The sequence below is a fragment of the Prevotella sp. E13-27 genome, from assembly GCF_023217965.1.
Taxonomy (GTDB): Bacteria; Bacteroidota; Bacteroidia; order Bacteroidales; family Bacteroidaceae; genus Prevotella.
In genome coordinates this window covers 703,018-725,409 of sequence record NZ_JALPSC010000002.1, presented here as the reverse complement: position 1 = coordinate 725,409, position 22,392 = coordinate 703,018, and the positions used below count along the sequence as shown (strand labels likewise).

The 22,392-nt window shown below is 47.3% G+C and carries 20 protein-coding genes and 2 pseudogenes; all 22 read left to right on the top strand.

Going from position 1 to position 22,392, the window contains the following annotated elements:
* The first annotated feature begins 1 nt into the window (after nucleotide 1).
* On the top strand, nucleotides 2-649 hold the full coding sequence (locus M1L52_RS11990; RefSeq protein ID WP_248615241.1) for a DUF4974 domain-containing protein: 648 nt from the start codon (nucleotides 2-4) through the stop codon (nucleotides 647-649).
* On the top strand, nucleotides 646-3,216 hold the full coding sequence (locus M1L52_RS11985; protein ID WP_248615240.1) for a TonB-dependent receptor domain-containing protein: 2,571 nt from the start codon (nucleotides 646-648) through the stop codon (nucleotides 3,214-3,216). The genes M1L52_RS11990 and M1L52_RS11985 overlap by 4 nt, the downstream gene beginning before the upstream one ends.
* 757 nt (nucleotides 3,217-3,973) lie before the next feature.
* A complete protein-coding gene (locus tag M1L52_RS11980; protein ID WP_248615239.1) occupies nucleotides 3,974-4,633 on the top strand; it encodes a 3'-5' exonuclease in 660 nt (219 codons plus the stop codon).
* Entirely contained in the window at nucleotides 4,630-5,799 is a 1,170-nt protein-coding gene (locus M1L52_RS11975; protein WP_248615238.1) for a class I SAM-dependent rRNA methyltransferase, read from the top strand. Before M1L52_RS11980 ends, M1L52_RS11975 begins: the two co-directional genes overlap by 4 nt.
* Entirely contained in the window at nucleotides 5,789-7,105 is a 1,317-nt protein-coding gene (gene tilS, locus M1L52_RS11970; protein WP_248615237.1) for a tRNA lysidine(34) synthetase TilS, read from the top strand. The genes M1L52_RS11975 and tilS overlap by 11 nt, the downstream gene beginning before the upstream one ends.
* 22 nt (nucleotides 7,106-7,127) lie before the next feature.
* Nucleotides 7,128-8,798, top strand: a complete 1,671-nt coding sequence (locus M1L52_RS11965; protein ID WP_248615236.1) for an MFS transporter — start codon at nucleotides 7,128-7,130, stop codon at nucleotides 8,796-8,798.
* 176 nt (nucleotides 8,799-8,974) lie between these two features.
* A complete protein-coding gene (atpD, locus tag M1L52_RS11960; RefSeq protein WP_248615235.1) occupies nucleotides 8,975-10,501 on the top strand; it encodes a F0F1 ATP synthase subunit beta in 1,527 nt (508 codons plus the stop codon).
* A gap of 78 nt (nucleotides 10,502-10,579) precedes the next feature.
* A complete protein-coding gene (atpC, locus tag M1L52_RS11955) occupies nucleotides 10,580-10,813 on the top strand; it encodes an ATP synthase F1 subunit epsilon (RefSeq protein WP_248615234.1) in 234 nt (77 codons plus the stop codon).
* 5 nt (nucleotides 10,814-10,818) lie between these two features.
* Nucleotides 10,819-11,082, top strand: coding sequence for a hypothetical protein (locus M1L52_RS11950; protein WP_248615233.1), 264 nt, complete (start codon nucleotides 10,819-10,821; stop codon nucleotides 11,080-11,082).
* Nucleotides 11,083-11,104: 22 nt separating this feature from the next.
* A pseudogene (atpB, locus tag M1L52_RS11945) lies at nucleotides 11,105-12,153 on the top strand (F0F1 ATP synthase subunit A).
* Between the two features lie 61 nt (nucleotides 12,154-12,214).
* Nucleotides 12,215-12,451, top strand: a complete 237-nt coding sequence (gene atpE, locus M1L52_RS11940) for an ATP synthase F0 subunit C (RefSeq protein WP_248615232.1) — start codon at nucleotides 12,215-12,217, stop codon at nucleotides 12,449-12,451.
* A 43-nt stretch (nucleotides 12,452-12,494) separates the two neighbouring features.
* Nucleotides 12,495-12,992 (top strand): F0F1 ATP synthase subunit B, encoded by a 498-nt coding sequence (gene atpF / locus M1L52_RS11935; protein ID WP_248615231.1) that lies wholly within the window; start codon nucleotides 12,495-12,497, stop codon nucleotides 12,990-12,992.
* Nucleotides 12,993-13,004: 12 nt separating this feature from the next.
* Complete coding sequence (locus tag M1L52_RS11930; RefSeq protein WP_248615230.1) at nucleotides 13,005-13,544, top strand: F0F1 ATP synthase subunit delta; 540 nt, start codon at nucleotides 13,005-13,007, stop codon at nucleotides 13,542-13,544.
* 6 nt (nucleotides 13,545-13,550) lie between these two features.
* Complete coding sequence (atpA, locus tag M1L52_RS11925; RefSeq protein WP_248615229.1) at nucleotides 13,551-15,137, top strand: F0F1 ATP synthase subunit alpha; 1,587 nt, start codon at nucleotides 13,551-13,553, stop codon at nucleotides 15,135-15,137.
* Between the two features lie 6 nt (nucleotides 15,138-15,143).
* Nucleotides 15,144-16,112, top strand: a complete 969-nt coding sequence (locus tag M1L52_RS11920; protein WP_248615228.1) for a F0F1 ATP synthase subunit gamma — start codon at nucleotides 15,144-15,146, stop codon at nucleotides 16,110-16,112.
* 243 nt (nucleotides 16,113-16,355) lie between these two features.
* Nucleotides 16,356-17,219, top strand: coding sequence for a formyltetrahydrofolate deformylase (gene purU, locus M1L52_RS11915; protein ID WP_248615227.1), 864 nt, complete (start codon nucleotides 16,356-16,358; stop codon nucleotides 17,217-17,219).
* A gap of 1 nt (nucleotide 17,220) precedes the next feature.
* Entirely contained in the window at nucleotides 17,221-17,814 is a 594-nt protein-coding gene (hisH, locus tag M1L52_RS11910; RefSeq protein WP_248615226.1) for an imidazole glycerol phosphate synthase subunit HisH, read from the top strand.
* A gap of 69 nt (nucleotides 17,815-17,883) precedes the next feature.
* Nucleotides 17,884-18,621 carry a 1-(5-phosphoribosyl)-5-[(5-phosphoribosylamino)methylideneamino]imidazole-4-carboxamide isomerase gene (hisA, locus tag M1L52_RS11905; protein WP_248615225.1) on the top strand — a complete coding sequence of 246 codons (738 nt, stop codon included), beginning with the start codon at nucleotides 17,884-17,886 and terminating at the stop codon, nucleotides 18,619-18,621.
* A 36-nt stretch (nucleotides 18,622-18,657) separates the two neighbouring features.
* Nucleotides 18,658-19,434, top strand: a complete 777-nt coding sequence (gene hisF, locus M1L52_RS11900; RefSeq protein WP_248615224.1) for an imidazole glycerol phosphate synthase subunit HisF — start codon at nucleotides 18,658-18,660, stop codon at nucleotides 19,432-19,434.
* Nucleotides 19,435-19,472: 38 nt separating this feature from the next.
* Nucleotides 19,473-20,126: pseudogene (hisIE, locus tag M1L52_RS11895) on the top strand (bifunctional phosphoribosyl-AMP cyclohydrolase/phosphoribosyl-ATP diphosphatase HisIE); the annotation flags it as partial.
* A 27-nt stretch (nucleotides 20,127-20,153) separates the two neighbouring features.
* The gene (locus M1L52_RS11890) at nucleotides 20,154-20,909 is read left to right on the top strand and encodes a cell division ATP-binding protein FtsE (RefSeq protein ID WP_248615222.1); all 756 of its coding nucleotides are present in this window, start codon (nucleotides 20,154-20,156) and stop codon (nucleotides 20,907-20,909) included.
* Nucleotides 20,910-20,956: 47 nt separating this feature from the next.
* Nucleotides 20,957-22,273, top strand: coding sequence for an aspartate kinase (locus tag M1L52_RS11885; protein ID WP_248615221.1), 1,317 nt, complete (start codon nucleotides 20,957-20,959; stop codon nucleotides 22,271-22,273).
* Nucleotides 22,274-22,392 lie beyond the last annotated feature (119 nt).

Below are 22,392 nucleotides of genomic sequence, written 5' to 3'. Positions count from 1 at the left end.
TATGGAAATTAACGAAAAAATCCAGATGCTGCTCGATATGCAGGAGCATCCCGAAAACTACTCGGAACAGACATTGGAGACAATGCTGAAAGCCCCCGAAGTGCGCGAACTCATGGAGGCTACGGCGCAGTTGAAGCAGGCCATGACTTGGGAAAACACTGGCAAGAATACTGCAAATATAGATGCCGAGTGGCAGCATTTTTCAAAGACCCATTACAACGAAAGTAAACTCCGTCGCGGATGGCTGAAGATCGCCGCAACATTCATTGGTGTACTCTTTATTACAGGCATGGCTTTTGCTACAATCCACATTGTTCGTAATTTTGTAGAAAAAGATACAAAAGCCCCTGTTCAAGAAACAAAGATTTCAGATTCTCACCAACCTGTCATATCGGCTGATACCATCAAGAGCGACACCATTGTCATGGCAACACCAGTTATTTTCGACAATGTTACACTTGATAGCATTGCCAAGGACATTGCAGCCTATCATCACATCGGTATGGACTTGCAGAACGATCAGGCTAAGCAACTCCGTTTCTATTTCGTTTGGAAACGGAACGACAGTCTGCAAGAGGTAGTCGAAAAGTTGAATATGTTCGAGCGTGTCAATATGGCTGTGGAGGACGGTAAACTGATTATCCGATGATGAAGCACTTCATGATTACCCTTATTGCCCTGTTCTGTTTCATTAACGTTCAGGCGCAAAAGATTACGCGCAGTTACGACAACGTATCTATGTCGGAGGCTCTGCGTGACCTCAACGAGCTGTCTCGCGATTATTACATCAGCTTCCTTTACAACGATTTGGAAGACTTCCGCGTGACTACTAGCATCAAGCACAAATCAATCACAGATGCTATCATGCAGATTATTGGCTTCTATCCCATCAGAGTCATGAAGCGTGGCGAAAACGAAATCTTTGTGGAATGTACCCATAAGACTGAACGCCATCTGACTGGCACCATTATTGACGAGAACCGCCAGCCTGTGCCCTACGCCAATATTTACCTGCTTTATCCATCAGACTCAACAGTAATCGGTGGAGGCGTGAGCAACGAGGCTGGCGTTTTTGTCATCCCCTACGAGCACCCTACCATTCTTGCCCGTATCTCTTATGTGGGCTACAAGACCGTCTATCGCCTATGCAATAATGAACAAGTGGGTACCATTCAAATGAAGCCCGAAACGATGACCATCAAAGGTGTTGTTGTAACTGGCGAGCGGCCCAAGGTACAACTACAGGGCAATTCTCTGGTCATGAATGTGGAGGGGACTGTGATGGAACGAATGGGCACCGCTGAAGATGTGCTTTCACGTGTACCGACCATTTCAAAGAAAGGAGATGTATATGAAATTCTAGGAAAAGGCATGCCATTAATTTACCTGAACAACCGAAAGCTGACCGACTTACAGGAACTGAAGAATATCCAGTCGGACAACATTAAGAGCATAGAAGTGATTCAGAATCCAGGTGCCCGCTACGATGCGACTGTGAATGCGGTCATCATCATCCACACCAAACGTACGGCGGGCGAAGGCCTTGGCGTAGAACTGACCTCATGGAGTCGTAAGGGACATGGTTTCGCGAATAACGAGCGTATTAACCTAACCTTCCGCACAGGAAAGTTGGAACTGTTTGCAAATCTCTTTGGAGCTTACAACAAACGTTGGAAGAAGGGCGAGTTCGAACAGACCGTCTTTGCCGACACGCTGTGGGTAATTACCAACAAGCAGAAGGACAAGGTTCGCAATCCATTCCTTGAAGGCCGTTTCGGCTTCAACTACCAATTGGATGATAACAACTCTTTTGGCGGATTTTACCAAAATACTTATGACTACGTAAAGACTTGTAGCGAATATGACGATGACTTGCAAGCCAACGGCATCATATATGACCACCTACAGAACAACAGTATCAGCAGAGCCGAAGGAGCGCCCAAACACCAAGCGAATTTATACTACACGGGTAAGATAGGACAGCTCAGCATTGACTTCAATGCCGACTATACCTATCGTGACCAGCGCAACCGTAACCAACAGCTGGAACTGAGCAATGAGTATGATGACCGCGATGTAAACACTTATGCCCTGACGCGTAGCCGACTGATGGCAGAGAAACTCTTCGTGACACATCCGATTTGGAAAGGACAAATAGAAATTGGAGAAGAGTATACCAATACCCGCTGGAATAGCAGTTTTGAGAACGTGGAGGGCTACATCGCCAATAGTAACAACGAACAACACGAGCAAGCCATCGCGCCCTTCATGGAACTGCGACAGCAACTTGGCCGCCTCCAACTCTCGGCCGGTCTTCGCTATGAGCATGTGATGTCGGAATATTTCGTGGGTGGCATACGTCGTGATGACCAAAGCCGCACCTATAATGACTTATTTCCATCAATTTCCTTATCTACCTCTGTGAAGAAGGTGCAACTGTCCTTCAGTTATACCAAGCGCACTATGCGTCCCTCTTACTGGCAGTTAAGTAGCGATGTCATCTATGAGAACCGCCTGAACATGCAGACGGGTAATCCATATCTGAAACCCATTAAATATAATAATCTGAACGCGATGGCTATGTGGAAGTGGCTTTATCTCAACGTTAATTTTAGCCATTGTGTCAACCCCATCCTCTACACAGCAGAAAGTATGAAAAACGACAGTAAGGTAAACCTTGTGACCTATAAGAACTACGACCATGCCGACTGGCTGATTATTATGCTGGGGGCACAGAAAAACGTAAAGCTGGGTAGTAATGTCATATGGATGCCACAGTATAATGTCTCATTAATGAAACCATGGTTCAAGGCGGGCTTCTTGGATAAACAGATGAAATTCAACCATCCTATGCTAACCTTGCAATTGGGCAATATCATCACGCTGCCCCATGACTGGCTGCTACAGGCCGACTTCAGCATTCACACCCACGGTCATCCAGGAGCGAACACTTATGTCAATAGCACCAACCCAATGCTCTCACTCAGTGTAAGCAGGGATTTCTTCAATCGCCGTCTTAACATCAAACTCTCAGGTAACGACCTCTTCAACAGCGGCATCAACCGCATCACGCTCTATAGCAACCGCATGATGTTCCGCAAGATGGAGGACAACGATTCCCGTTGCGTTACACTCTCATTGCGTTACCGCTTTAACGTCACCCCGTCGAAGTATAAGGGTACAGGTGCTGGTAATGCAGAAAAGAACCGACTATAATTGAAAAGAATAATATTAGGTATGATTCAAACCCTCAAATAAAGAAAAAGGCAATGAGGGCACAATTCGCTACCGCCGTGGCCAACGAACTGCTATGGGCGCTGGAGGGCCTGGAAGGGAAAAGGTAAAAAAGTAAAAAGCCAAAATCATTACATTACAGTCATTACAGTTAAAAAAAGGGGGGTATACATCTTCTTCTAATCCCTTAAATTTATTTATAACTTATTGATATATAATTAGTTATATATATTATATATAGAATATAGAGGAAATGCATACCCTCAAAAAAACGACTGTAATGACTGTAATGTAATGGTTGGACCAATATTAATTCATTATTAATTCATCTAAAAAGCTAATAATCAATGAGATACGATATCAGTAAACAGAAGGCACCCGAGATGCCTAACCTCGGAAAGGGTACAGAATGTATCAAATTACTGCTCTCATAGGCCTCAAAAGACATGTACGAACCCCTCGTTCCGATGTTTTTCCCCTCACTTGGCGCACAAATCAGCGACGAAGAAATTCAACATATGGACGTAATTTGAAAGGAAATATGCCGCAAAATGGCTAATCTAGTGGCAAAAGTGATATTGGAAAGTGCCAAAAAGCGTTTGGCCTAAATGCTCGGAGCATTCTTACTAAACACTATAGGCGTTCTTTCTAAATGAAGACCTTTATAAATTTTTATGACACGTTTTTTAAGCTGTTTGTCGTATTTTTTGTAATTTTGCAGCTTGATTTGAGAAAGACAATGACGAAGATTCTATATAACAAGTTCGACAAGAAGCTTATTTCCACGCTGCCGACAGTGGCTTTCGAAGGAAAGATAATGGTTGTGGTGTCTGAAGCAGAGGCACAGAAAGCCGTTAGCTACCTTCTGTCACAGCCCATGCTTGGCGTAGATACGGAGACACGTCCGTCGTTCAAGCGCGGGTGGCAGTACAAGGTGTCGCTGCTTCAGGTATCGGCAGAGGACTACTGCTTCCTCTTCCGACTGAACCATCTGGGGCTGTCGCCATCGATAATAAGACTTCTCGAAGACACCACGACTCCGAAGATTGGTCTTTCCTGGCACGACGACCTGTTGGGACTTCACAAGCTGGGCAGCTTCAATGCAGGCAACTTCATAGACCTGCAGAACCACGTGAAAGAGATTGGTATAGAAGACCTCAGTCTGCAGAAGCTTTATGCCAACATGTTCAGCCAGAAGATTAGCAAGCGGCAACAGCTGAGCAACTGGGAGCGCGACATTCTCGACGACAAACAGAAGCTATATGCCGCTACCGACGCATGGGCCTGTCTGCAACTGTATAAAGAGCTTATAAGACTGGAGGAAACCAACGACTATGAGCTAAGGACGGTAAGCGAAGACGACACGACACAACAGGAAACAACATCATCAAACGAATGAAACAGATATACCTTAAACGAGGTAAGGAGGAAAGCCTCAGACGCTTTCACCCATGGATATTCTCAGGAGCCATACACCATGCCGACGAAGGCATAGTGGATGGTGACACGGTGAGAGTGATAGACAGCAACGGCGATTATATTGCCACCGGACACTTCCAGATGGGCTCGATAGCTGTGAGAGTGCTCACATTCAACAACGTGGCCATTGACAACGAGTTCTGGTTCTCACGCCTGAAGTCGGCTCTCAACATGAGAACAGCCATAGGTCTGGCCGGCAACCCGAACAACGACACCTATAGACTGGTGCATGGCGAGGGCGACCTGCTGCCAGGACTCATCATCGACATCTATGGCCGTACGGCCGTGATGCAGGCCCACAGCGTTGGCATGCACCTGTGTCGCAAGGAGATAGCACAGCAGCTGATAAAGGTGATGGACAAGCAGGTGGACAACATCTACTATAAGAGTGAGACCACGCTGCCGTTCATGGAGCCTGAGAACGGATTCCTCATTGGTCAGAGCGACGAGAACATTGGCATAGAGAACGGATTGAAGTTCCGAGTGGACTGGCTCAGAGGTCAGAAGACTGGATTCTTCGTTGACCAGCGCGACAACCGTTCGCTGCTGGAGACCTATAGCCACGGAAAAGACGTGCTGAACATGTTCTGCTACACAGGCGGCTTCTCGGTCTATGCCATGAGAGGCGGAGCAAACCTCGTACACTCCGTGGACAGCTCAGCGAAAGCCATAGAGCTCACTCGCAGCAATATTGAGCTGAACTTCCCTGGCGACAAGCGTCATGATGCTTTCTGCGAGGATGCGTTCAAATATCTTGACGAGGCAGGCAGCAACTACGACCTGATAATTCTCGACCCGCCTGCATTCGCCAAGCACCGTGGAGCTTTGCACAACGCCCTGAAGGGCTACACCCGTCTGAACATGAAGGCTTTCGAGAAGATTCAGAAAGGCGGAATACTCTTCACATTCTCTTGTTCCCAAGTGGTAACGAAAGACAACTTCCGCAACGCAGTCTTCACCGCGGCAGCCCTGGCCCACCGCAAGGTGCGCATTTTGCACCAGTTGCACCAGCCGGCAGACCATCCCATAAACATCTATCACCCAGAAGGAGAGTACTTGAAAGGTCTTGTCCTCTATGTTGAATAAGGTAGAAGAATACATCAAAAGAAACGGGCTGCTCAACAAGGAACGACTTTATATCCTGGCGGTGAGCGGAGGTGCTGACAGCGTGGCGTTGCTCATGGCAATGACAAGGCTGGGCTACAGCGTCTGTGTGGCTCATTGCAACTTCCATCTCAGAGGCGAAGAGTCCGACCGCGACGAGCGTTTTGTGACCGACCTTTGCAAGAAGATGGGCGTGGAATGCCATCTGGCTCATTTCGACACTAAGGCCTATGCCGAGCTGCATAAGGTAAGCATAGAGATGGCTGCACGCGACCTGCGCTACAACTACTTCGAACAGCTGCGCAGGGACTTGAATGCCGAGGGAATATGCGTGGCCCACCACAAGAACGACAACGTGGAGACGGTGCTCATAAACCTGCTGAGAGGCACAGGCATTCATGGAATGACAGGCATCCATCCTGTTCGCGGAAAGATTATCCGTCCGCTACTCTGTGTGAGCAGAGACGAGATAGAATCATGGCTCAAGGCTGAAGGACAGGACTATGTCACGGACAGCACGAACATGGTGAACGATGTGATGAGGAACAAGGTTCGCAACATCGTTCTGCCAATGCTCAAGGAGATTGCGCCAAACGCCGTGGAGAACATACTCACCATGCAGCAGCAGATGACGGAGGCAGAGGCTGTATATGACGCCAAGATTAGCGAAGACTTAGACAGGATGCTGAAGGACGGCGGCACATCAATTAATATTGACGATCTGCTTACGACGCCTTCGCCACAATGCACTCTCTACGAATGGCTTAAGAACTATGGTTTCTCGCCCGCAACAATTAGGCAGATAGCCACACGCCTCGACAGACCATCAGGAAAATGCTGGGAGTCGGAAGGCCACACGCTGTTCAAGGACCGCGACAGTCTGGTGCTATCAGAGAAGAAAGAAGAAATGAAGCCGTTTGTTGTACCAGAAGACGGCACCTATGCGCTGGCAGACGGCAGGAAGCTACGCGTAAAAATAAGCGACAAGGTGGAGATAAGCCGCGACAGCAGTCTGGCTACGCTTGATGCAGCAAAAGTAAGGTTTCCACTAACTCTGCGCCACATAGCCAATGGCGACCGCTTCATTCCCTTCGGCATGAAAGGCTCGAAGCTCGTGAGCGACTACCTGACAGACATAAAGATGCCTGTGAGCGACAAGATGAGACAGTTGGTGGTTACCGATGCCGACAATAATATTATATGGCTCGTGGGACTGAGAACATCCAACCAGTGCGCCATAGACAAAGACACGAAAACAATGATAACAATTACGATAACAAACAAATAAACAAAAAGAAAAAAAAGAAAAAATGGCACAAACATTACAAAAAACGCTGAGAGACTCAGCAGGCATACGCTGGACAGCCCTTCTGCTGCTGGCACTTGCCATGTTCTGTTCATATATCTTTATGGACATTCTCTCGCCTATCAAAGACTTGATGCAGACAGAGCTCGGTTGGTCATCGGGCGCTTTCGGACGCATGCAGGGCGCTGAGGTATTCCTTAACGTGTTTGCATTCTTCCTCATCTTCGCAGGCATCATCCTCGACAAGATGGGCGTACGCTTCACAGCCATCCTCTCTGCTGCCGTGATGCTCGTTGGTGCATGCATCAAATGGTATGCAGTTAGCGACGCATTCGTAGGAAGCGGACTCGAGGCTTGGTTTACCAATCACCTTAACTGGTCGGCACCATTCGGTTTGGAATGGCTCGACGTGCTTCCATTTGCTGCCGACATGCCCGCTTCAGCAAAGCTGGCTGCCAGCGGATTCATGATTTTTGGATGCGGCTGTGAGATGGCCGGCATCACCGTGAGCCGCGGTATCGTGAAGTGGTTTAAGGGTCGTGAGATGGCTATGGCAATGGGCTCAGAGATGGCACTCGCTCGTCTGGGCGTGGCCACATGTATGATTTTCTCACCATATTTCGCTCGTCTGGGCGGAGAGATAAGCGTGAGCCGTTCAGTTGCATTCGGCGTGGTACTGATGTGTATCGCACTTATCATGACCATCGTTTATTTCTTCATGGACCGCAAGCTTGACTCACAGACTGGCGAGGCAGAGGAGAAGGACGACCCATTCAAGATTAGCGACCTGTGGCAGATTATCACATCAAGCGGATTCTGGCTCGTGGCTCTGCTCTGTGTGCTTTACTACAGCGCGATATTCCCATTCCAGAAGTATGCCACAAACATGCTCCAGTGTAACCTGACGCTCGTGGCTCCCGATCCAGACTCGTTCTGGGCAAGCGGAAGCATAACCATGATACAGTATGTCATCTCGCTGTTCGTAGCAGCCACAGGTTTCGCAAGCAACTTCCAGAAGAAGGCAAACATGAAGTACACTCTGCTGGGCATCTCGGTAGTATCGCTCGTTGTTTATTGCTTCATAGGCTACATGACTCAGTCGGCTGGCTCTATCTTCGCCGTGTTCCCACTTCTGGCCGTACTCATCACCCCAATTCTCGGCAGCTATGTTGACCACAAGGGTAAAGCAGCTTCGATGCTCGTGCTCGGCTCGCTGCTTCTCATCGCCTGCCACCTCACATTCGCATTCATCCTGCCTCTGTTCAAGGACTCAACAGTAGGAGGCGTCATCATTGCTTATGTGACAATTCTTGTGCTCGGCAGCTCGTTCTCGCTCGTGCCTGCATCACTCTGGCCAAGCGTGCCCAAGCTTGTTGACGCCAAGATTATCGGTTCGGCTTATGCTATGATATTCTGGGTGCAGAACATAGGACTGTGGCTCTTCCCCACCCTCTACGGAAAGATTCTCGATGCTACTAACCCAGAGGGCACGGCAGCAACAGAACTCGACCATACAGTACCATTGGTAATGTTTGCCGGACTCGGCGTAGCTGCACTTGTGCTCGGTCTTATACTGAAGGTTGTTGACAAGAAGAAAGGCATAGGACTGGAGCTTCCAAACATCAAGCCTGCGGAAGCAAAAGCCGAAAATACTACAGCCACAACAAACGAATAGGTCTATAAGAGAAACATAGTATTACCTGTGATTTCCACAATATTAATAAGCTCTGCTAATGCGGAGCTTTTTTTTATGTTTTTTTTCTCAAAATATTAGTTGGAAATGAAAACTTTTTCTTACCTTTGCAGAAAAATAAACCTAAAAGACTAATATTATAACACTTAAATTCGCTTATGTCACAAATCAAAGGACGTATTTCTCAGATTATCGGTCCTGTCATCGACGTTTATTTCGACACAAAAGGACTTGATGCCGAGAAAGTGTTACCCAAAATTCACGAGGCATTACGCATCGACAGAGGACAAGGCAAGGAACTTATCGTCGAAGTGCAGCAGCACATCGGCGAAGATACTGTACGTTGCGTGGCAATGGACAACACCGACGGTCTGCAGCGCGGACTGGAGGCAGAACCAATGGGCTCGCCAATCGTAATGCCTGCGGGAGACCAGATCAAGGGTCGTATGCTGAACGTAATAGGTCAGCCTATTGACGGTATGAAACAGCTCGACATGAAGGGCGCCTATCCTATTCACCGCGAAGCTCCAGAGTTCGAGGAGCTGTCAACGAAGAAAGAGATTCTTGCCACAGGTATCAAAGTCATCGACCTGCTGGAGCCTTACATGAAAGGTGGTAAGATTGGACTCTTCGGAGGTGCCGGTGTAGGTAAGACCGTGCTCATCATGGAGCTCATCAACAACATCGCTAAGGGACACAATGGTTTCTCTGTGTTCGCAGGTGTGGGTGAGCGCACACGTGAGGGTAACGACCTCATTCGAGAGATGATTGAGTCTGGCGTTATACGCTATGGAGAAAAGTTCCGCGAGGCAATGGAACAGGGCAAATGGGACCTCTCTCTCGTTGACCCTGAAGAGCTTAAGAAAAGTCAGGCAACACTTGTCTATGGACAGATGAACGAGCCACCAGGCGCACGTGCATCAGTAGCCCTGTCAGGACTGACCGTTGCCGAGGGATTCCGCGACAACGGAGGTAAGGATGGTGGCGCTGCCGACATTCTGTTCTTCATTGACAACATCTTCCGTTTCACACAGGCAGGCTCAGAGGTATCAGCTCTGCTCGGACGTATGCCGTCAGCCGTAGGTTATCAGCCGACGCTGGCATCGGAGATGGGTGCCATGCAGGAGCGAATCACCTCTACGAAGAAAGGCTCTATCACATCAGTACAGGCAGTATATGTGCCTGCCGACGACTTGACAGACCCTGCTCCTGCTACAACCTTTACCCACCTTGATGCTACCACCGTGCTCGACCGTAAGATTGCCGAGCTGGGCATCTATCCCGCTGTGGACCCACTGGGCTCAACATCACGTATCCTTGACCCACTGATTGTAGGCAAAGACCACTATGATTGTGCACAGCGCGTGAAGGAGATACTGCAGCGCTACAAGGAGTTGCAGGACATCATCGCTATTCTCGGTATGGACGAGCTCTCAGACGAGGACAAGCTGACCGTGAACCGCGCACGCCGCGTACAGCGTTTCCTCAGTCAGCCGTTTGCTGTGGCATCACAGTTCACAGGTCTGCCAGGCGTTATGGTGCCCATCGAAGAGACCATCAAGGGCTTCAATGCTATTCTTAACGGTGAAGTGGACGACCTGCCAGAACAGGCATTCCTCAACGTGGGAACCATCGAGGACGCCAAGGAAAAGGCAAAGAAACTGCTGGAAGCTGCAAAAGGATAATTCTAGAGAATCTAGTCAGTCTAGTCAACCTAGTTAATCTAGTCAGTCTAGTCAATCTAGAAAAAGGAAAGAAGAATTATGCTGAAACTAAAGATAGTATCTCCTGAGAGAATAGAATTCACCGGTGAAGTGGAGCGTGTCAAAGTGCCTGGCACAAGAGGACAGTTTGAGATTCTCAAAGACCACGCGCCCATTATTTCTACGTTGCAGAAAGGCATCGTGGAATATGACGGTCAACAGCTTGAGGTGCTTGGCGGTTTTGTAGAAGTACAGAAAAACGAAGTATCTATCTGTATAGAAAAGGCTGTCTAACCCTCATGGAGTATATCCTCGCTGTGCTGCTTCTATCCCTGTTGGGTACAGCCCACGTGATGGGCTTTGACTTTGTCAAGAAGCATTCGCCTACATATCTGGCTCAGTTCTGTTTGGCAATGACAGTCATCAGATTGGTGCTTGTAGGCACACTGGCGGGAATAGTAATCCTACTCAAGGAGAACAGGGAAGATGCCATGATGTTCGCTATAATATATTTAATAATGTACGCGACAACGGTTGTTATTTCCCTCTGGCTAAGACATTAATATTAAAGACAAACATTTATCAATGTATCACATCAAACGACTGATTATCACAGCATTACTGCTATTAGCGCTGACGCCTGTTGCCACAGCAGCAGACTTTAGTGCCAAGGAGGTGGTGCTTGAGCATATCAAGGATTCGCACGAATGGCATGTGTATGGTGAAGGTGAGAACAGCATTGTTATCCCACTGCCTGTCATCGTGAAGAGCTCCACAGGATGGCATGTCTTCAGTTCGACTCGTTTTGAAGAGGCTGCGCATGGTCATGCACCTAAGCCTTATGGACTGAGATTGCTGCTGAGGGTGATCATGAGGGACAGATTGTTGAGAATGGTGAGCCTGTACTTGACCTATCTATCACGAAGACAGTTGCCGTGATGTTTATCAATGCGGCTTTACTGCTGTGCTGCATTCTGTTCAGTGCCCGCTGGTATAAGCGTCATCAGGCTTCCGACGAGGCTCCGAGTGGTTTTGTGGGACTCATCGAAATGATGGTCATGTATGTAGTTGATGATATCATCAAGCCTGGAATAGGTAAGGGCTACGAGAAATACACGCCCTATCTGCTTACTTGCTTCTTCTTTATCTTCACCTGCAACGTGATGGGTCTTATTCCATTCCCTCCTGGTTCTGGCAATGTGACTGGTAACATAGCCGTGACATTTATTCTGGCTTTGTGTACTTTTGTCGTTGTACAGTTCTCGGGCAGCAAACACTATTGGAAAGAAATATTCTGGCCTGAGGTGCCCTTCCTTCTAAAGTGTCCCGTACCATTGATGCCAGTAATCGAGTTCGTGGGAATATTCACGAAACCTTTTGCCCTGATGATCCGACTCTTTGCCAACATGATGGCTGGTCATGCCATAGCAGTAGCTATGCCATGTATCATATTCCTGGTGGCATCAATGTCAGTAGGCGTGTTCTATAGCATGAGTGCCGTGAGCGTTATCATGGCTATCTTCATGATGTGTCTGGAATGCTTGGTCTGCTTCATTCAGGCCATGGTGTTCACCCTTCTCTCATCCGTGTTCATCGGCATGGCCAAAGCCGTTCCCGAAGGACATGAGCATTAATCGATTCGATATTCGATATTAAACAATAAACATAAAATAATAACTAAAAAACATTACAATTATGATTACAACATTATTAGCAATCGAAGGTGTTGCAAAGTTTGGCGCTGCTGTTGGCGCAGGTCTCGCAGCTATTGGCGCAGGTATTGGTATCGGTAAGATTGGTGGTTCTGCCATGGATGCAATGGCTCGCCAGCCAGAGGTTATCGGTAAGTTGATGACTAACATGATTATCGCAGCAGCTCTTATTGAGGGTGTTGCTCTGTTCGCTGCCGTGATCGCATTCATGTGCCTCTAAACAATAGTGAAAAGCTAAACCATAATAAAGGAATATTCAGCGTATGGATTTATTGATTCCGAGTACTGGTCTGCTGTTTTGGATGTCACTGACGTTTTTCGTGGTGCTGTTCATCCTGTGGAAGTTCGGGTTTCCCGTCATCACCTCGATGGTGAGCGAACGCAAAGCTTTCATTGATGAATCATTACGCAAAGCTCATGAGGCAAACGAACGCTTGGCCAATATACAGAAAGAAGGTGAATCCATCTTACAGGAGGCTCGTGAAAAACAGGCTCAGATATTGAAAGAGGCTGCCGAGACTCGTGAGGCTATCGTAGAACAAGCACAGGAAAAAGCACGTCAGGAAGGAGCACGTCTGCTTGATGATGCCCGTGTAGCCATAGAACAGGAGAAGAAAGCTGCCATCGCCGACATTCGTAGTCAGGTAGCTGCCCTGAGTGTGGAGATTGCAGAGAAAGTGCTTCGTGCCAATTTGAAAGATAATGCCTCACAGATGGATCTCATCAACCGTATGCTGGATGATGTCTCTGCTAAAAACTAAACGTTTTTGCGTATGGATATAGGAGTCATATCGGTTCGATACGCACGCGCTCTTCTAAAGAGTGCTACTGATACGAACATCGAAGATACTGTGTATGCTAACATGCAGCTCTTGGCTAAGAGCTACATAGAAGTTCCAGCTCTTCGCCATACGATAGACAATCCGATGCTCGCAAAGGAGAAGAAGCTGATGTTGCTTGAAACTGCCGTAGGTGGTGATAGTGCCTCTCCTCTTACCAAAGCCTTCATAGCACTTGTGCTTAAGGAAGACCGCGAGAACATGATTCAGTTCATGGCAAATTCGTACATCACGCTCTATCGTAAGCAGAAGAACGTCATCCGTGGTAAACTCACCACCGCTGTTGCTGTAGCTCCAGAAACGGAACAGAAGATGCGACACATGGTGGAGAGCCGCACTAAAGGTATTGTGGAGTTTGAAACAGAGGTTGACCCCGAGATAATCGGAGGATTCGTCCTCGAATACGACACATATCGCATGGACGCAAGTGTCAAATCGAAACTCAACTCAATTCTTAATACACTAAAGAAATAAAAAACAATGTCAGATAAAATTAAACCAAGCGAAGTCAGTCAGGTACTTCTTGACCAGCTAAAAGGAATCAGCGATAATGCGCAATTCGACGAGATTGGCACAGTATTGCAGGTTTCCGATGGTGTTGCGCGCATCTATGGTCTTCGTAATGCTGAAGCTAACGAACTGCTGGAGTTTGAGAACGGCACCATGGCTATCGTGATGAACCTGGAGGAAGACAACGTAGGTTGTGTGCTTCTTGGAACAACATCGGGCATCAAGGAAGGAATGACAGTAAAGCGTACACGCCGAATTGCATCTATCCTTGTTAACGACAACATGCTTGGCCGTGTCATCAACCCACTGGGTAAGGCTATTGACGGCAAGGGAGATATAGATCTCACTGGAGCGTTCGAGATGCCTCTGGACCGCAAGGCTCCTGGCGTTATCTATCGTCAGCCAGTTAAAGAGCCGCTTCAGACTGGTCTGAAAGCTGTTGACTCAATGATTCCCATTGGCCGTGGACAGCGTGAGCTCATTATTGGTGACCGCCAGACAGGTAAGACTGCTATAGCTGTCGATACCATCATCAACCAGAAGAGTTTTTATGAAGCAGGAAAACCTGTATATTGCATCTACGTAGCAATAGGTCAGAAAGCATCTACCGTAGCTGCCCTTGTGCAGACGCTCAAGGACCACGGTGCCCTGCCCTACACCATCGTTGTTGCAGCTACAGCCTCTGACCCTGCTGCCATGCAGTACTACGCACCATTTGCCGGTGCTGCCATAGGTGAATATTTCCGTGACCGAGGCTATCCTGCACTCGTTGTCTATGACGACCTGTCGAAGCAGGCTGTAGCCTATCGTGAGGTATCGCTTATCTTGCGCCGTCCTTCAGGACGTGAGGCATACCCTGGAGACGTGTTCTATTTGCATAGCCGTCTGTTGGAGCGTGCTGCAAAGATTAACGAACAGCAGGAGGTGGCTGAAAAGATGAACGACCTGCCCGATTGCATGAAAGGACATGTTCGTGGTGGCGGTTCCCTGACAGCTCTTCCAATTATCGAGACACAGGCAGGTGACGTGTCGGCATACATCCCGACAAACGTTATCTCAATCACCGATGGACAGATATTCCTTGAGAGCGACCTCTTCAACCAGGGCTTCCGTCCGGCAATCAACGTAGGTATCTCTGTGTCACGTGTAGGCGGCTCTGCTCAGATTAAGTCTATGAAGAAGGTGGCAGGTACTCTGAAGATTGACCAGGCACAGTATCGTGAGCTTGAAGCATTCTCGAAGTTCTCTTCTGATATGGATGCCGTTACAGCTATGACACTTGACCGTGGACGTAAGAACAACCAGTTGCTCATTCAGCCGCAGTACAGCCCAATGCCAGTTGGTGAACAGATTGCTATCCTCTACTGTGGCGTTCATGGTCTGATGCGTCAGGTACCTATTGACAAGGTTCGCCAATGCCAGGATCAGTTTCTCGACAAGTTGCGCACTCAGAATCCTGAGGTAATAGAGACACTCACCGCAGGTAAGATTGACGACGAGACAACTAAGAAGATAGAAGCTGTAATGGCTGATATCGCTGGGACCTACAAAGCTTAATAGCCTATGCCAAGTCTGAAAGAGATTAAAGGACGTATAGCCTCTGTAAATTCAACGCGCAAGATTACGAGCGCGATGAAAATGGTGGCAAGCTCTAAGCTACATCATGCTCAGGTGGCTATACAGAATATGCTGCCATATGAGACGATGCTGGAGCACATCTTGAAATCGTTCTTGGCAGCAGAGGCTGAGGCACAGACCATCTATGATCAGGAGCGTCCTGTCAAGCGAGTTGCGTTAGTTGTTTTCTCCAGCAATTCTTCACTCTGCGGCGGCTTTAATGCGAATGTCATCAAGACTATGACCAAAGCAACAGAGGCTCTTTCCGCTGAGTTAGGCAAGGACAATGTTGAGGTCTATCCTATAGGGCGCAAGGTGGCTGAGAAAGCTCGCAAAATGGGCTGCATCGTAAAGTGCGACTTGGCCGATCTGGTTGACCATCCCAATGTGAAGCAATGCATCGACCTGGCCATGGAACTGGGAGAGCGTTTCGCTAAAGGAGAGATTGACAAAGTAGAGCTTATTTATCACCACTTCAAAAGTGCTGGTTCACAGGTTCTTACACACAAGACTTTCCTTCCCATTGACATCGAGAGCGAACTGAACAGCGATCATGAGCGCGACCTTAGTTCGAACGTTGTCACGAAGAAGGCAATGGACTATCTGAAGCAACACGGTCGCAAACGCGAGGTGAACGAAAATGAGGTTAAGCCTCTGAACGACAACTTCATAGTTGAGCCAGACATGCATACTGTTCTGTCGCAGCTCATACCGAAGATGGGACATCTGATGCTCTACACGGCCCTACTCGACAACGTGGCTTCTGAGCATGCAGCACGCATGGTGGCCATGCAGACTGCTACAGATAATGCTGATGAGTTGTTGCGTCAGCTGAACCTGCAATACAACAAGAGCCGTCAACAGGCAATCACGAGCGAGCTTCTTGATATTGTTGGTGGAACGGTAAACAACTGATAACCATTTCATTCAAAACAATTTTCACGGGTTTTACGCTATCTGGCTATACTTGGTACAAGTATTAGAAAAAGACGTAAAACTCGTGAAACTTGTTTCTTAGTGTATTTAAACGTGTTGTTTATACGTTTTTGTTTCTTTTATCGAAAAAAAAATGCATTTTTCACTATAAAGGACAATAAACTCGAATTATTTATGTAATTTTGCACGTTGAAATAGACTTAATAAAATAACATATAAGGAATGAAGCCAACAGCTATTCTTCTTCTGCATTGCCCAGATCAGCAAGGCATTATATCAGAAGTTACAAAATTTATCACGGATAACCAAGGTAACATCGTTGACCTTGACCAATATGTTGACCATCAGGATGGTATGTTTTTCATGCGTATACAATGGGAACTTGATGGTTTTCTTATTCCACGAGAAAAGATTAACGAATACATAAAGACGCTCTATGCACAGCGTTATCAGATGGAGTTCAACCTTTATTTCAGCGACCAGCGTCCTCGTATGGCAATCTTCGTCAGCAAGATGAGCCACTGTCTTTATGATCTGCTTGCAAGATGGAAAGCCGGAGAGTACGATGTTGACATACCCTGCATTGTCTCTAACCACGAGGACTTGCGTTATGTAGCTGAGCAGTTCGGCATTCCATATCATGTATGGAGCATAAAGAAAGACCATTCAAATAAGGCTGAAGTGGAACAGGCAGAGATGGACCTTCTGAAGAAGGAGAAAGTAACATTCATCGTACTTGCAAGATACATGCAGATAATAAGTGACGACATGATAGCTGCCTATCCACACCATATCATCAACATTCACCACTCGTTCCTTCCAGCTTTCGTTGGAGCAAAGCCCTACCATCAGGCATGGGAACGCGGAGTGAAGATTATCGGTGCCACGAGTCACTATGTAACAGCAGAACTCGACGCAGGTCCAATCATAGAGCAAGACGTGGCACGCATAACACATAAGGACACGCCTGAGAGTCTCGTGCTTAAAGGTAAGGATCTGGAAAAGATTGTGCTCTCACGAGCTGTCTCAAAGCACATACAAAGAAAGATTCTCACTTACAAGAATAAGACCATCATCTTCAGCTAAAATGAATATTGCAATAGTCAAATATAATGCTGGCAACATCTGCTCAGTCATCAACGCATTCAACCGTTTAGGTGTGGAGCCATTGCTTACTGATGATGCAGAACAACTGAAAAGCGCAGACTGTGTGATTTTCCCTGGTCAGGGCGAAGCTCGTAGTGCCATGGAGTATCTTCGCGCAAGAAATCTTGACGAGGTAATACGTTCACTATGTCAGCCAGTCTTAGGCATTTGTGTAGGTCAGCAACTACTATGCAAACATTCTGAAGAAGGCGATGTTGCCTGCATCGGTATCTTTGATACTGAGGTGAAGCGTTTCTGCCCTACTCGTCATGAAGACAAAGTGCCATGCATGGGCTGGAACAAGCTATATGACACGAAATCAGCTTTGATGAATGGCATAGAAGACAAGTATGTCTATTTCGTACACAGCTATTATGTGCCACTCTGCAAGGAGACCATCGCAACAGCAGACTATATCACGCCCTATTCCGCAGCTATTCATAAAGATAATTTCTTTGCAACGCAGTTCCATCCAGAGAAGAGCGGAAGTGTTGGAGAGCAGATACTGAAGAACTTCTTATCAATAGCTCAGTAACGAATAGTTGATAACTCAAGAATAAGCTATCAAAGGAGAAAAGAACAAGCTGATAAAGGAGAAAAGGAAATGACTACGAAGATAGAACTTATACCCGCTATTGACATAATAAACGGCCAGTGCGTGCGCTTGATCAAGGGCGACTATGACGCAAAGACGGTCTATAGTGACTCGCCTGTCGAGATAGCAAAGAACTTCGAGCGTTTAGGCTATACCCGTCTTCATGTCGTTGACCTTGATGGAGCTAAGTCAAAGCATATAGTTAACAGCGATGCACTCAAAGCCATAACGACAGAGACCAGTCTAATAGTCGATTTCGGCGGTGGCATTAAGACTGACGAAGATATAGAACAGGCGTTCAATTGTGGTGCTTCTATGGTTACCGTGGGTTCAATAGCCGTGAGCAATCCTTCGCTTTTTGAATCTTGGCTGAAGAAATATGGCTCAGACAGGATTATTCTTGGAGCAGACGTAAGAAACGGGTTCATAAGCATTAACGGATGGCTTGAGGATTCAAAGATGTCATTACTCCCATTCCTTAAACAGTATGTCGATATGGGTGTGAAGAATGTTCTCTGTACAGAGATTTCCAAAGACGGAACACTTGCCGGACCAGCTAACCAGTTATACAAGGAAGTGATGGCGGCATATCCCGACCTTCACCTGATAGCAAGCGGCGGTGTCAGCTCCATATCAGATATCGTTGCTCTTCAGCAAGATGGCATTCCTGCAGTAGTCTTTGGCAAAGCCATCTATGAAGGAAAGATTGACCTGATAGAGCTTAAAGAGACAATTGAACGTATCTGAGCAAAATATTAAAGCATCTGAACACAACATATAACCATGAGTTTAGCAAAGCGAATCATACCTTGTCTGGACGTAAAAAACGGAGAAACAGTTAAAGGAACAAACTTCGTCAACCTGCGTAGAGCTGGCGACCCTGTTGAACTGGGTAAAGCCTACAGCGATGCTGGTGCCGACGAGCTGGTGTTCCTTGACATCACAGCATCGTTTGAGGAGCGCAAGACGTTCACCGACATGGTGTCACGTGTGGCAAAAGCTATTAACATACCATTCACCGTGGGCGGTGGCATCAACGAGCTGAGCGATGTTGAGCGACTCCTATATGCTGGAGCCGACAAGGTGAGCATCAACAGCGCTGCCATACGTCATCCGGAACTTATCGACGAGATTGCCAAGCATTTCGGCTCACAAGTATGTGTATGCGCCATCGACGCAAGGATGGATGACGAAAACGATCCACTCCATACCCCATGGCATTGCTATCTGAAAGGCGGACGCGAACGTACTGAACTCGACCTGTTCCAGTGGGCTTATGAAGCACAGGAGCGAGGTGCTGGCGAGATACTCTTCACGAGCATGAATCACGATGGCGTTAAGACTGGCTATGCAAACGAAGCCATAAGCAAGTTAGCCGACAAGCTCTCTATACCAATTATTGCAAGTGGCGGCGCAGGGAGTAAAGAGCACTTCCGCGACACGTTCATTAAAGGAAAAGCCGACGCAGCACTGGCAGCAAGCGTCTTCCATTTCGGAGAGATACTCATCCCAGAGCTAAAGCAATACCTGCTTGATGAAGGCATAAATGTGAGATTGTAAACATATGAAATAGTAAATAGCGAAACAGTCAAAATACAACTATGGAAATAGATTTCAAAAAATGTGACGGACTCGTGCCGGCAATAATACAAGATGCCAACACACGCAACGTGCTGATGCTTGGCTATATGAATGAAGAGGCTTATCAGAAGACCCTCGCCACAGGCAAAGTGACATTCTGGAGCCGCTCAAGGAACTGCCTTTGGACTAAGGGCGAGACCTCGTGTAACTTCCTTCATCTTGTAAGTATAAAGTCCGACTGCGACCACGACACATTACTTGTACGCGCTACTCCTGACGGACCTACCTGTCACACAGGCACAGACACCTGCTGGGGTGAGGAGAACAATGGCTTGAGTGCCATTTCATTCCTTTCCGAGCTTCAGGACTTCATTGACAAGCGTCACACTGAGATGCCCGAGGGCAGCTATACCACAAAACTGTTCCGCGATGGTGTTAACAAGATGGCTCAGAAATTGGGCGAAGAAGCCCTTGAGACCGTCATAGAAGCCACAAATGGCGACAACGAGCATCTCATCTACGAAGGTGCCGACATGCTCTATCATCTCATGGTGCTTCTTACAAGTAAAGGTCTTCGCATAGAGCAACTGGCAGAAGAGCTTCATCGCCGCCACGACCCTAACTGGGATGCCCAACGTCGCAAGGCAAAGGCTGCTGGCACAATGGATTAATCATTATCTTTAAAAGGCAATAATGACATGTTAGTTGAATATAAAAACGTAAACATATATCAGCAGGACGGTTCAAAAATACTCTCCGATGTTGACTTCAAGGTTGATGAAGGCGAGTTCGTCTATCTCATAGGACGTGTTGGTTCAGGCAAGAGCTCACTCTTGAAGACACTCTACTTCGAGCTCGATGTCAAAGAAGCTGATACAGCAATGGTGCTAGACACAGACCTCACTACCCTACGTCGCAAGCATATACCTGCCTTGCGTCGACAGATGGGTATCATCTTTCAGGACTTTCAGCTTCTTACCGATAGAACAATCTATAAGAATCTGCGATTCGTGCTTCGTGCCACAGGCTGGAAGAAAGCTGATGTCGATGCGCGCATTACTGAAGTGCTTGAACTCGTAGGTATGAAGTCAAAGATGAATTGCATGCCTCATGAGCTGTCTGGAGGTGAGCAGCAGCGTGTAGCCATTGCCCGTGCCCTCCTCAATAGTCCAAAAATGATTGTGGCCGACGAACCCATGGGCAACCTCGACCCTGAGACAGCACACACCATCATGGAGATTCTGCGTCACATAGCTCAAACAGGTACGGCTGTCATCATGTCAACCCACAACATGCCTCTGCTCGAAGAGTTCCCAGGCATCGTGTATCGCTGTGTTGATGGTCGCATAGAGGAAATGACCAGCGACTATAACAAGATGCAGATTGAAGAAAATCTTGAAGAAGAACCTGTTCAGGAAAGCAACGACGAACCAATTATGATTCTCGAGTCTTAATATTAACTGTCAATAAAGAAAACAACAAATATAATAATAGTACGACTATGAAAGTGATGAAGTTTGGTGGTACCTCTGTAGGATCGCCACAAAGAATGAAAGAAGTGACCTCACTGGTCACCAAGTCAGGTGAGCCCGTTTTTGTAGTACTTTCAGCCATGTCAGGCACTACTAACTCTCTTGTCGAGATTTCCGACTATCTCTACAAGAAGAATCCCGATGGTGCCAACGAGGTTATCAACCGTCTGGAGCAGAAATATCTGCGCCATCTGGATGAGCTCTATGCTAACGCTGAGTTAAAGCAGCAGACAGCCGATTTCCTGCGCGAGGAATTCCAGTATCTGCGCTCATTCACCAAGGAGCTCTTCACCTCGTTCGAAGAGAAGAGCATCGTGGCACAGGGCGAAATGATATCAACAAACATGGTTGTCAACTATATGCGCGAGCAGGGCATCGATGCTGTACTTGTCAATGCCCTTGACTTTATGCGTACTGACAAGAATGCCGAGCCCGATCCTATCTATATCAAGGAGAAACTTGGTGCTATCATGGATCAGATTGGCCAGCACCAGGTATATATCACTCAGGGCTTCATCTGCCGCAATGCCTATGGCGAGGTAGATAACCTGCAGCGTGGAGGTAGCGACTACACAGCATCACTCATCGGCGCAGCTATCAGCGCAGAGGAGATTCAGATATGGACCGACATCGACGGCATGCACAACAACGACCCACGCGTTGTTGACAAGACAGAGCCTGTCCATCAGCTCCACTTCGAAGAGGCTGCTGAGCTCGCTTACTTCGGAGCAAAGATCCTCCACCCAACCTGTGTTCAGCCAGCAAAGTATGCAGGCATACCAGTACGTTTGCTTAACACCATGGATCCAGAGGCTGAGGGAACCACAATCTCCAATACCACTGAGTATGGAAAGATTAAGGCTGTTGCTGCTAAGGACAACATCATCGCCATCAAGATCAAGTCATCTCGCATGCTTCTCGCCACAGGTTTCCTCAGAAAAGTGTTCGAGATTTTCGAGAGCTATCAGACACCCATTGACATGGTCTGCACATCAGAGGTTGGCGTATCTATGTCTATCGACAACTCTGCTCATCTTGGCGAGATTGTTGATGAACTGAAGAAATACGGTACTGTAACAGTAGATACCGGCATGTGCGTAATCTGTGTTGTTGGTGACCTCGACTGGTCAAACATCGGTTTCGAAACAAAAGTGCTCGAGGCAATGAAGAACATCCCCGTGAGAATGATTTCCTACGGAGGTTCGAACTACAACATCTCATTCCTCATCCGTGAGGAAGATAAGCGTCGCGCCCTACAGTCACTCAGCGACACGCTGTTCAAATAGTATAAGATAAAAATAGTTTAGCGACCACGAATTAATAACCATACGAGTATTCGTAGAATTCATTTAATTCGTGGTCGTAAAACAAACTTTGAATACGATATTCGTATTATAACAACACA